11 protein-coding genes are annotated in these 12,748 nt (G+C 29.8%); 6 read left to right on the top strand and 5 right to left on the bottom strand.

Features of this window, described 5'->3' with window-relative positions:
* From H2277_RS05860 to H2277_RS05840, 5 genes are all read right to left on the bottom strand, one after another.
* Positions 1-1,089 (bottom strand): DNA adenine methylase, encoded by a 1,089-nt coding sequence (locus tag H2277_RS05860; protein ID WP_337201419.1) that lies wholly within the window; start codon positions 1,087-1,089, stop codon positions 1-3.
* 278 nt (positions 1,090-1,367) lie between these two features.
* Positions 1,368-1,886, bottom strand: coding sequence for a translation initiation factor IF-3 (infC, locus tag H2277_RS05855; RefSeq protein WP_337201418.1), 519 nt, complete (start codon positions 1,884-1,886; stop codon positions 1,368-1,370).
* The gene (gene thrS, locus H2277_RS05850) at positions 1,883-3,694 is read right to left on the bottom strand and encodes a threonine--tRNA ligase (protein ID WP_337201417.1); all 1,812 of its coding nucleotides are present in this window, start codon (positions 3,692-3,694) and stop codon (positions 1,883-1,885) included. The genes infC and thrS overlap by 4 nt, the downstream gene beginning before the upstream one ends.
* A gap of 126 nt (positions 3,695-3,820) precedes the next feature.
* Entirely contained in the window at positions 3,821-4,618 is a 798-nt protein-coding gene (locus tag H2277_RS05845) for an undecaprenyl-diphosphate phosphatase (protein ID WP_337201416.1), read from the bottom strand.
* Between the two features lie 14 nt (positions 4,619-4,632).
* Positions 4,633-6,621, bottom strand: a complete 1,989-nt coding sequence (locus H2277_RS05840; RefSeq protein WP_337201415.1) for an OPT family oligopeptide transporter — start codon at positions 6,619-6,621, stop codon at positions 4,633-4,635.
* Positions 6,622-6,856: 235 nt separating this feature from the next.
* On the opposite strand from H2277_RS05840, the gene H2277_RS05835 reads away from it, so the two are divergent.
* The 6 genes from H2277_RS05835 to H2277_RS05810 all read left to right on the top strand — a co-directional run.
* Positions 6,857-7,201: a hypothetical protein gene (locus H2277_RS05835; RefSeq protein ID WP_337201414.1), complete on the top strand. Its 345-nt coding sequence runs from the start codon at positions 6,857-6,859 to the stop codon at positions 7,199-7,201.
* Between the two features lie 116 nt (positions 7,202-7,317).
* Positions 7,318-8,457 (top strand): hypothetical protein, encoded by a 1,140-nt coding sequence (locus H2277_RS05830; RefSeq protein WP_337201413.1) that lies wholly within the window; start codon positions 7,318-7,320, stop codon positions 8,455-8,457.
* Positions 8,457-9,632: a replication-associated recombination protein A gene (locus tag H2277_RS05825; RefSeq protein WP_337201412.1), complete on the top strand. Its 1,176-nt coding sequence runs from the start codon at positions 8,457-8,459 to the stop codon at positions 9,630-9,632. Before H2277_RS05830 ends, H2277_RS05825 begins: the two co-directional genes overlap by 1 nt.
* Before the next feature lie 60 nt (positions 9,633-9,692).
* A complete protein-coding gene (gene dapB / locus H2277_RS05820; protein ID WP_337201411.1) occupies positions 9,693-10,421 on the top strand; it encodes a 4-hydroxy-tetrahydrodipicolinate reductase in 729 nt (242 codons plus the stop codon).
* A 1-nt stretch (position 10,422) separates the two neighbouring features.
* Positions 10,423-11,763, top strand: coding sequence for an amidophosphoribosyltransferase (gene purF, locus H2277_RS05815; RefSeq protein WP_337201410.1), 1,341 nt, complete (start codon positions 10,423-10,425; stop codon positions 11,761-11,763).
* 60 nt (positions 11,764-11,823) lie between these two features.
* The coding region (locus H2277_RS05810; RefSeq protein WP_337201409.1) for a cache domain-containing protein at positions 11,824-12,748 on the top strand (925 nt) is incomplete at its 3' end.

Genomic DNA, 12,748 nt, shown 5'->3' with positions numbered 1-12,748 from the left:
TTATTTTATCAAAATATACAATTGTTCCTTTACATAAATAGCACGATTTTTTAAGTTTCTACTTCCTCTAAAAGCATTATATTTTTGTTCAATAATATGGCATTTCCCTAGCTTTTCTAGACGCTTTGTGAAATTTTCTTTTTTGACAAAACCTTCGCAATTGTAAGAGAGTAAAATAATTTTGGCTCTAAGTTTAGAAATAAGATCAAACAAGGCATCTTCGGCACTTTTAGCATTGTTATAAATACTTCGATTCCAATTCTTAGGAATTCCGCTGACTTGAGAAATTTCAACCGGTTTTTGGTAATTTGCAATCAAATTAAGCATAAAATAATTTGATCCATAAGGATGTTGATTGTAAGGCGGATCAAGATAAACCACATCTAGAAAATCCATTTCTTTAGCTAAATCATTAGCATCTTTTTGCTCTACAGAAAAAGGACAGGTAAAATTTGAAAAGATTGGAAGTTTTAAATCAATTTTACCCTTGATCCGTTTTAAAGCATTTTCTCCTTCGCCACCAAATTTGCCTATTCCGTTTTTATCTTTATAAAATCCTTTAAAAATGCCACTTGTATTGGAATGCACGCTTGCTTCATACAAAAGTGGCGCGATAAAAAAATGCTTAAATTCATTTGGAATTTCTTGTTCAATTTTTTTTCTTAAAGTATCTAAGTATATAGCGTTTTCTATGGTATAAAAAACTCGATCATTTTTTTGAATTTGTTTTTCATCTTTTGGGGCATATAATTCACTAATAAAACCTTTTTCAAATTCAATATTTGATAAAAGTTTTTCATAAAATAAGGATAAGCGGTTTTTTAATTCTTCGTTTTGATTGTTAAGATAGCATTTGTTGATGATTTTGGAATAATTTTCTAAATCATTAGCGAGTATAAAATTCGAATGAGCTTTAGCAAAACGGCCCACTATACCTGAACCGCTAAAGATATCACAAAAGCTAAATTTATCCTTTTTGAGTTCTTTTTTGGCAAATTTAAAACCTTGTCCTAAAAAATCCAATAAAGCTCTTTTATTACCAAGATAAGTGATGATTTGTTCTTTTAAAAAGGCAGGATTTTCTTTCATAATACCCTTTTTAAAAAATATAATATCTTAAGGAAGTTTCAGCAATTTCTTTCATAATGGCAAACATTTCATCTACTTCCCATTTTTCTTCTCTAAAATACATACTCACTAGCGAAAAATAATTAATTTTAAAAGATTATATCAAATTTCTATTTCAATTTTAGCTAATTTGATATTGCTAGAAATTTATATAATTTTTTATTTTCCTATTTAAATCAATATTAATTATTTCTTAGACCGATATTAATTTAAATTTTTGTATTAAATTAAAAAACCCATTAAGATTTTTTAGGTGTTACGAGCATATTAACATAACGACCTTCAAAATTAGGCTCTTTATCGCGATTTGCTTCATTTTCTATCATAGTCCAAATTTTTTCAAGCAAGGCTATTCCTGCTTCGGGGGTAGCCATTTCTCGACCTTTTAAAAATACGCGAAATCTTACATGTTTGCCTTGAGATAAAAATTCAAGAGCGTGTTTAACTTTGTAATTGATATCATTTTGAGCGATTTTAATCGAAAGTTTAATTTCTTTTATATCGATAATTTTTTGTTTTTTCTTGGCTTCTTTTTGTTTCTTTTCTTGTTGATAACGGAATTTTCCATAATCCATGATTTTACATACAGGTGGTTTAGCATCTGGGGCTATCATAACCAAATCAAGCCCTAGTCTATTAGCTATTTCTAAACCTTCATCGCTACTAATAATGCCATAAACTTTGCCATCATCACCTATACATCTTATTTCATCCGCTCTTATTTCGTCATTGAGCAATACTTCTTTTTCTTTACTCAAAAATATACCTCACTTGTTTTCTCCTTAATTAAAGTTATAAAATCATCCAAACTAAGATTTTTTTGTTCTTTAGCCCTTCTGTCTCTTAAGGCAATGCTACGTTTTTCCAATTCTTCATCGCCTAAAACCAAAATCATTGGCAATTTTTGTTTTTCTGCAATTCTGATTTTTTTATTTAAACTTTCATTTTTGTCATATATTTCGCAATCAACTCCAAGTTTTAAAAGCATATCATTAATCTCTTGTGCGTAAGCGATATGATTATTTGAAATTGGTATGATGCCAACTGCTGTTGGAGCTATAGAAAATGGAAATTCTCCAGCACAATGCTCTGTTAAAATTCCTATAAATCTTTCAAAAGAACCCAAAATAGCACGATGAAGCATAACAGGTTGTTTTTTCTCATTGTTGGTATCGGTGTATTCGAGTTTGAAACGATTTGGCAAATTAAAATCGACTTGTATGGTGCCACATTGCCATTTTCTTTTTAAAGCATCAGTGATTTTGATATCAATTTTTGGTCCATAAAAAGCTCCACCGCCTTCATCAATACCATACTTTAAACCTTTTTTATCTAAGGCTTCTTTTAAGGCATTGGTTGCTGTTTCCCAAATTTCAAGATCTCCTATAGCTTTTTGAGGTCTAGTAGAAATTTCCATCTCATAAGAGAAATTAAAAAATTTCATCAATCCATCAACAAAATTTAAAATTTCTAATACTTGATCTTTGATTTGACTTGGCATACAAAAAATATGTGCATCATCCTGAGTGAATTCACGCACTCTTAAAAGTCCGTGCAAAACTCCGCTTTTTTCATGTCTATGTACAACGCCGTATTCGAAAAACTTTAAAGGTAGATCGCGATAACTTCTTACATCACTTTGATAAACTTTTATATGTCCAACACAATTCATCGGCTTAATGCCGTATTCTTGCTCATCAATTTGTGTAAAATACATATTTTCTTTATAGTTGTCATAATGTCCGCTGATTTTCCATGCATCCGCCTTTAAAAGTTCAGGTCCTCTTACAGGTTCATATCCGCGAATTCGATGAGCTTTGTAAAGCATTTGTTCTAACTTACTTCTAAGTCTTGCGCCATTGCTTAGCCAAATAGGTAAACCGCCGCCTATTTCATCATCAAAAGTGAAAAGTTTTAATTCTGTACCTAATTTTCTATGATCTCTTTTTTTAGCTTCTTCAATGATTGTTAAGTACTCTTTTAAGCTTTCTTTATCAGCAAACGCAGTTCCATAGATACGTGTTAGCATTTCTCTTTTTTCATCGCCACCTAAATAGGCTCCAGCAACGCGAGTGAGTTTGAAGAAACGTAAAAATTTTGTGTTTGGCACATGAGGGCCTCGGCATAAATCTTCAAAATCACCTTGAGTATAAATGCTTACTTGTCCATCAGGAATGCGAAGCAATACTTCTTGTTTTAAATCATCATTTTGGAATTTTTGCAAAGCCTCTTTTTTACTTATTTCATATTTGCCAATTTCAATTTTAGATTCGGCAAGTTCTTTCATCTTTTTTTCGATTTTTACTAAATCTTCTTCATTGATTTTAGAATCAACGCGAAAATCATAATAAAAGCCATCTTCTATCACAGGGCCAACAAAAAATTTAGCCTCAGGATATAAAATTTTAATCGCTTGCGCCATTAAATGTGCGCAAGAATGGCGTATTACTTCCAAACTTTCTTTAGAATTATCAAAATAAATTTCTTTCAAGTTATTTTTAGATTGAACGCTTTGTAAATCGACTATTTTTTTAGTATCTAAAAATGCAATAATTTCTTTTTCCATATTAATTTTCACCTTTAAGCTCACTAACTCTGCGAGTTTTAATTTAAATTTTATAATTCTATCTTTGTCTGCCTTAATTTTTTTTAAAAATTAGTTTTATTAAATGATTTTAAAATAATATCTGAATTAAAATTGATCTCCTGGATTTAAAATTCCACTATAATATAGATAGAAAAACAAAATTCCTAAAATAATTCTATAAATTCCAAAAGGAATAAAATCAAATTTTGTTATAAATTTTAAAAAAAACTTTATAACAAAAACAGCAACTATAAAAGCCGTGATAAATCCTATTGATAAGGGGATTAAAGAATTTATATCGCCAAGCAAATTTGGTTCTTTATAAAATTTATACAAAGTTGCTATAATCATCGTTGGAATGGCTAGTAAAAAGCTAAATTCTGCCGCACTTTTACGATTTAGACCTAATAATAATCCGCCAATGATGCTTGATCCACTTCTTGAGGTTCCAGGGATGATCGCTAAAGCTTGGATAATCCCTATACAAAATGCTTTTTTATAAGTTATTTCATCAAGTGAGTTAATCTTATAGATTTTATTTTTATGACATCTTTCAATAATGATAAATATTATCCCTCCAATGATCAGCATGCTAACTACAACATAACCATTAAACAATTCTTTCAAATATTTTTCGGCAAAAAGTCCAATAAGACCAGTAGGAAAAAAACCGGCTGCTAATTTCAACCAAATATCAAATCCTTGGATCAAACGTTTCCAAAAAACAAAAACAACAGCTAAAATGGATCCTAATTGTATAATAATTAAAAAACTTCTCCAAAAATCATCCATTTTAAGCCCTAGAATCGTTCCACCTAAAATCATATGACCTGTTGAAGAGACAGGTAAAAATTCGGTTAATCCTTCAATAATCCCTAATATTAAAGCGTAAAAATTTTCCATAAATAACCTAAAATTTATTTTTTAACAATTCTTTTAATAAAATACAATATCGCAGCTATAAAAAATATAAAGGCAAATAATGTGCTATCGTGAAAATTTTTGAAATTCAAAGCCAAAATATTTTCATCTCCACCTATACTAACAGAAAAAACTGTAATAGCTGCAATAATCACACCAAAAATACTTTCTCCAACAATTAACCCAGAAGCAAATAAAATTCCATTTTGCTCACGTGAAGCTATTTTTTCTTCTTTTTTAGAATTGTTTTCATATTTTCTTTTTAGATAATTCATCACGCAATATTTTAAAATTCCTCCGATAATCAATGGTATATTAACATCAGGTGGTAAATATATACCAATCCCTACAGCTAGAGGTGGTAAAGACATTTTACTCATCTTTTTTAAAATTTTATCTATGATAACAATGATCACACCTACACCCACGCCAAAAAGAATGTAGTTCCATTCTATATTGTGATTAAATATTCCTTTGGCAATTGTACTCATTAAATTAGCTTGCGGTGCATTTAAAGCTAAAGAAGCATCCATGTTGGCTCTTGGCATTGCACCAACAAAGCCATAAGCTTGATAAAGCAAATTTAAAACAGGAACAATAGCTAAAGCACCAAAAACACAACCTACAAGTAGAGAAACTTGTTGTTTCCAAGGAGTTGCACCCACTAAATATCCTGTTTTTAAATCTTGTAAGTTATCATTAGAAATTGCTGCAGTCGCTAAAATAACACTTGTGGTAAAAATAGCCAAAGCAATAGCAAAATTTGAAAGAATAGGATCTGTAAAAAGTTCTTTTCCTAGAAGTAAAAAGATGATTGAAGATGCAATAATCCCGATTAATCCTATGCCTGAAATAGGGCTTGAAGATGATCCTACAAGTCCAGCCATGTATCCACAAGCTGCCGCTACAAAAAAGCCTATTAATACTGCAATTAAAGTCCCAGCTACCGCAAAAAGCAAGTGATAAAATACATTTAAATGTGCATCATTAACAAAATTATAAAATGTGATAAAAAGTCCCATAACCATCAATAAGAAAAGTATGAAGATATTTTTTATCGATAAATCCATATTCTTTGAATCATTCTCATTTGCATGTGGATTTTTAACATTACGAATAATTTCTTTAATTCCATCAAATACAGGTTTTAAAAGTTCTATCAAGGTCCAAAGTGCAGCTATGGCAATAGCTCCAGTTCCTATAAGTCTAACTTTACTGCTCCAAACTTCTGAGGCAAGCTCTGCTGCATTTTTAATCCCATCAAATTCAAAACTTGAAAGATAAGGAGTAAAAACCCCCCAAGCCAAAAACATCCCAACTAAAAGCGCTATAGCCCCTGCCAATCCGACAAGATAACCTGCGCCTAAAAGAGCTAAAGAATAACCCATGGAAAATCCAAATGCCATTTTATTCCACATAAAAGCAAAACTACTTTCACTTGCAATCAATTTAAAACCGCTACTAAAAAGACTATAAGTGGCAGCGATAATCCCGCCTAAAGCAATTTCTTTAACGCCTTTTTTACCTTTTTTTATTTCTTGATCTTTGTTGGCCATTTTTAAAATTTCAGCAGCAGCTCTACCTTCTGGATAGGTAAGTTTGCTTTCTACAACCATAGCTCTTCTTAAAGGTATGGTAAAAAGAACTCCTAAACCTCCACCACATAAACAAATCATAAAAGTTTGCCAAAGGGGAAATTCGCTCCAATATCCACATATAAAAAGTCCAGGTATAACAAAAATAACCGAAGAAAGGGTACCTGCTGCAGATGCTTGAGTTTGAACCATGTTATTTTCTAAAATATTTGAATTTTTAAACAAGCTTAAAACAGCCATAGAAATAACAACAGCAGGAATTGAGGATGAGAAAGTAAGTCCTACTTTAAGTCCCAAATATACATTTGAAGCCGTAAAGATAATAGTTAAAATACTTCCCAATAAAAGTCCTCTAAAGGTTAATTCAGGTAAAGAATGCTTTTTGTGCATAGCTACTCCAATTTATTATATATTAATGATTTAAAATGTTTTTTAGCATCGCGATAATAAAATAAATAATTAAATTTCTATTTGTCAAAGTTTGCGCAGATAAAAAACTATAATTACAATTTTAGCATAATTTTATATTTTAATAAAATTATTCTGTGTTTTTGGTTAAAACTTCACATTCGCTTCACTTTATTTTTTTAACATTTCAAGAAATTAAACAAAAAGGGGAAATATTATGAAAAAAATGTTTTTTTTGGCAGTTTGTTTATCAAGCACCATTCTTTTAGCTGATAGTGTTAAGCTTGAAGGCACTATTGCCCAAATTTATGATAACAATAAAACTTTACTTATTGATTCTGTTTATGGGGGACAAATAGCGATTAAAGTTTTACCAAATACAGAAATTGAAATGGATGATTGTGGAATTTTTGGTACTGATAAAGAAGGAACGTTTAAGGATTTAAAACAAGGTGATTTTTTAGAAAGTAAAATTTTCTATGGTATGCCAATTTCTCCAAATGCTTCAGCTGTTCCTGTAGCTAGAAAAATAGAGATTCAATGCTATAAAAAAGCTTATTAAAATTATTTTGTTTGCTTTGTCAAACAAAATAAGCTCTATTATTTTTTAATATTTTTAAACTTTTTTTAACAAGGAATTTGTAAAATAGCTATTGAAATTTATCAAGGAAAGATATTTTGAAAAAATGGCTTATAATTCCTATTATAATAGGACTTTTATTTATTATCCATATTTTTTATATGGGCTATATAAATGAAAATATTTTAAACAATTTTGTAAATAATAAAAATTCTAATTATGAAATTACGGATTTGAATTTCAAAAAAGGCTTTTTACATTCTAAAGCAATTTTTATTATAAAAGATAAATTAGATTTGAATTTTTCAACTAAAGTCAATGTGATTTTTAATAATAATTATTTTTCAAAATATGTCGCACAAGGAAATTTAAGCAATCCTTTTTATTTTTTAGATCAATATTTAAAAGATAAAGAATTGGCCAATTTTGTATTAACAAGCGAACAAAAAGGGTTTAATCTAAGATTTAAATTTCAAGATATTAATTTAAGCAATGAAGGCGGAGATGCCTTGTTAAAAAATGCTTCCGTTTTGATTTTAACAAATAAAAATATGCAAGCTAAACACATTTGTTTAAATATAGATAAAGCGCGATTTGCGCAATTTTATTCAAAGCTTTCTATGCAAGATTTTAATTATAAAAAGCATTTTAATTATCCTGTCCCTTTAAGTGATTTATTGCAGCCTAAGGAGGGCATTGAAGAATTACAATTTCATTCTTTTGCTTTTAATAATAATAAAATAGCTTCATTTTACAGTAGAAATATATTCCATTTTAAAGGCAAAAATAAATTAAAAATTCATTTTCAAGGCAAAGCAAATGATATTGTTCTTGATATGAATTCAAAATTTTATCAAAATTTGAATTTTGATAAAGTTGATTTTGATATTATCTGGGATGATATAACTAAAAATTCTTATAATAAATTCAATATCAATTCTTTTGCTAAAAAAGGATTAAAATTGGATATTATCGATTTAGCCCTTTATAAAGATAATAAAAAGATAGACATTGATGGTAATGCTTTTATATCAGATCAAAATGATAAGGCTAGTATCCAAATTTCTAGTACAGAAGAGCCGGATAAAATATTTGCTTGGGGACAATTTTTTGGGGGATTAAATCAGTATTTTATTAGAAATAATGACCTATTTATTATGAATTTATCTTACGATAGTCTTTCAAATCCTCAGCTTAAAATCAATGGCAATCAATTTTCGCATATAGATTTAAATTAATGAGCTTAGCGTTAGAATTTCGCCCTAAAAAATTAGATGAAATTATAGGTCAAAAAGATCTTGTTGAAATATTTAAAAAATTTATCACTATGCAAAAATTGCCTCATAGTTTATTTTATGGTGTGGCAGGATGTGGGAAAACAACTTTTGCAAGAGCTATAGCAAAAGATTTTGGATTGGATTTTTATGAATTTGATGGGGGAAATTTTAAGCTTGAGGAGCTTAGAAAAATACTTGATCAATATAAAAATAGCCTTTATAAACCTTTAATTTTTATTGATGAAATTCATCGTCTTAATAAAACTCAACAAGAAATGCTACTCATCCCTATGGAGAATTATCGTTGTATTATCATAGGCGCAAGCACTGAAAATCCTTATTTTGTGCTTTGTTCTGGTATTAGAAGTCGTTCTATGCTTTTTGAATTTAAAACACTAAAGGCTAAAGACTTAGAGATTTTATTAAAAAAAGTTCAAGAAAAACTCGGTTTTGATATTGATGATGAGGCTAAGGATTTTTTGATTAAAAGTACCGATGCAAGATCTATGTTAAATTTACTTGAATTTGCATTGGTTTTAGATCCTAAAAATATCAATTTAAACAATTTAAAAAAACTTAGAAATGGTGTCAATAGTGAAGGGGTTAGCCAAAAAGACACGCATTATATTTTAGCTAGTGCTATGATTAAAAGCTTACGCGGGAGCGATGTGGATGCCGCGCTTTATTACCTTGCAAGATTGATTGATGCGGGAGAGAGTGCCGATTTTTTAGCTAGGCGTTTAATTATTTTTGCAAGTGAAGATGTAGGAAATGCAGATCCAAACGCACTTAATCTTGCTACTTCTACACTAATAGCGGTGAAAAATATAGGTTATCCAGAAGCACGTATTATTTTAAGTCAATGTGTAGTTTATTTAGCGAGTGCTTTAAAATCAAATTCAAGTTATAAGGCTATCAATAAGGCTTTAGATTTTGTTAAAAAAAATGAGGCTTTAGATATTCCAAATTATCTTAATAATAATCATATAGAGAGAAAAAATTATCTTTATCCCCATGATTTTGGAGGCTGGATTGAGCAAAAATATTTAAGTGAAAATTTAAAATTTTATGAAAGTAAAGGGATTGGAGAGGAAAAGAGATTGTTGCAAAATTTAGTTAAATTGAAAAAACAGTGATTATGTGGAAATTTATAGAACAAATGATAAAATAAACATTTATTTAAAAGGTAATTAGTTATGATCAATATAGGAATTTACGGCGCCAAAGGGCGCATGGGAAAACAAATTCAAGAATGCTTAGCGGATGAAAATAATGCAAAAGCAGCAATGCTTTATGATAAAGGTGATGATATTAACGAACTTTTTAAAAAAAGTGAAGTGATTATCGATTTTTCTTCACCAAAAGGCACTTGTGAACTTTTAAATTTTGCAAAAACAAATTCTAAGCCTTTAGTGATAGGAACAACAGGACTTGATACAAAAACAATGGATTTAATGTATGATTTAAGCAAAATGATGCCAATATTTTACGCGACTAATATGTCTTTAGGTGTTGCGGTTTTAAATCATCTTGTGAGTAAAGCAAGCGCTATGCTTGAAAATTTTGATATTGAAATTGTAGAAATGCATCATCGTCATAAAAAAGATGCACCAAGCGGAACGGCTATGACTTTAGCACAAAATGCAGCAAAGGCTAGAAATTTAGATCTTGAAAAAGTCAGAGTTAGTGCAAGAGATGGCATCATAGGCGAAAGAGATAAAAATGAAATAGCGGTTATGAGTTTAAGAGGTGGTGATATAGTGGGTCGTCATACTGTGGGATTTTATGAAAATGGAGAATTTTTAGAATTAAGTCACGTTGCAACCTCAAGAGCAACCTTTGCTAAGGGTGCTATTAAGATCGCAATTTGGCTTCAAAAGCAAAATCCAAAATTATATTCAATCAATGATTTTTTAGGAATTTAATATGTGTGCAGTTGTTGGAGTTATCAATTCAAAAAATGCAAGCACTTATGCATATTATGCATTATTTGCCATGCAGCATCGTGGGCAAGAAGCAAGCGGAATCAGTGTTAGTAATGGTAAAAATATCAAAACGATTAAAGCTAAAGGAGAGGTGAGTCAAATTTTCAATCCTCAAAATTTACAAACCTTGCAAGGAGAAATCGCTATAGGACATAATCGCTATTCTACAGCGGGTAATTCTAGCTTAGATGACGCACAACCTATTGCGGCAAATTGTGCCTTAGGAGATATCGCCTTAGCACACAATGGAAATTTAGTCAATAAAGAAGAAATTAGAAATCAATTAATCCAAGATGGGGCGATTTTTCAAACCCATATGGATACTGAAAATGTTGTTCATTTAATCGCTAGGAGCAAAAAAGAAAATTTAAAAGACAAATTTATTGAAAGTTTAAAAAGTTGTTTAGGGGCTTATTGTTTTGTTTTAGCAAGTAAAGATAAACTTTATGTGGCAAGAGATCCTTATGGGGTTCGTCCTTTGTCTTTGGGAAGATTAAAAGATGGAGGCTATATAGTTGCGAGTGAAACCTGTGCTTTTGATTTAATAGAAGCTGAATTTATACGCGATGTTAAACCTGGAGAATTAATCATTTTTACCCAAGGAAATGATCGATTTGAAAGTATAATTTTAGAAACTAAAAGTCCTAAAATTTGTGCTTTTGAATACGTTTATTTTGCAAGACCTGATAGCATTATAGAAGGCAAGAGTGTTTATGAAATTCGTAAAAAAATGGGTGAAACTTTAGCCAAAAAATTTCCTTACAAGGCTGATTTTGTTGTACCTGTTCCAGATAGCGGAGTAAGTGCTGCTATAGGTTTTGCTCAATATTTAAAAATTCCTCTTGAAATGGCTATAGTAAGAAATCATTATGTAGGAAGAACTTTTATAGAACCTACTCAAGAGTTAAGAAATTTAAAAGTCAAATTAAAACTCAATCCTATGCGTAAAGTTTTAGAGGGTAAAGAAATTGTAGTGATTGATGATAGTATAGTTCGCGGAACCACTTCTAAAAAAATCGTTTCTTTACTTCGTGCTGCAGGAGCTAGTAAAATTCACTTAGCTGTTGCTTGTCCGGAAATTAAATTTCCAGATATTTACGGGATAGATACTCCAACTTTTGAAGAATTAATTAGTGCTAATAAAAACATAGAAGAAGTAAGAAAACATGTTGAAGCTGATTCTTTAACTTTTTTAAGCATAGAAGAGCTTATTGAAAGTATTGGAAATGAAAGAGAGTATTCTTTGATAAGTTTTGACGGAAATTATTTTATTAAAAATTAATTAATTTTTAATTATAATTTTAGCCTTTAATGTAAAATTTTTACTTTGAAAGGTGAATAAATGAATAAAACGAAGAGATTAGGAGTTTCTTCAAAGCTAACCATATGGATAGGTTTGATGATAGTATTTATGCTAATTACTACAACTTTAGTATCTTACTATCAATCTAAAAATATTTCATTTGAGTTATTAAAAGAAAATCAGTTAAAAGTAATGCATGATGTTCAAACAACTTTTGATAATTATACATCAGCAAGAATGAGAGCTATAGAAGTATTAGCAAAAAAATACGGAGCTAATCCTGATATGCAGATAGAAGAAATGGTTTCTTTGTTAAGCTCTGTTAAAGATATTAGTGGTTTTAATTTAACTTATGTAGGCTTTGAACAATCTGAAAAAACTTTTTTATTAGATGGAACTATGCTTGATCCTTCTAAGAATTTTGATACAAAAAATACGATATGGTTTAAACAAGCTAGAGATAGTGGCAAAATAATATCTACAAATCCTTATCATTCCGTTGATAGTAACGCTCCTACTTTAACTTATGCGGCTCCATTTTATAAAGATGGCAAATTTAGAGGAGTTATTGGTGGCGATTATGATTTAAAAAGATTTTCAAAAGATGTTTTAACTTTAGGACATGGAAATAATTCTTACGCCAGTGTTTATGATACAGAGGGTAAAATTATTTTTAATGAAGATGATAAAAAACTCTTGACAAAAAATACTTTAAGTATAAATATAAAAAATGCTTTAGCAGGTGATCCAAAGCTATTAGATCCAAATGTAAGGGATACTTTATTTTATGCTGATAATGATAAAGGAGAAACACAGGCAATTATGTGTACACCATCCCTTACTAATCCTTCATTGAGAATCTGTAGTGTATTGGAGAAAAAGATTTATGACGATATTAGTAACAGTGTTTTATATCGTCAATGCGCTATAGGTTTTAGTGCTTTAATTATTATTTTGATTATTA

Source organism: Campylobacter sp. W0014, from assembly GCF_020135975.1.
Lineage (GTDB): Bacteria > Campylobacterota > Campylobacteria > Campylobacterales > Campylobacteraceae > Campylobacter_D.
Note: the sequence above shows the minus strand (reverse complement) of the source record. Positions and strands in the feature narration are given on the sequence as shown.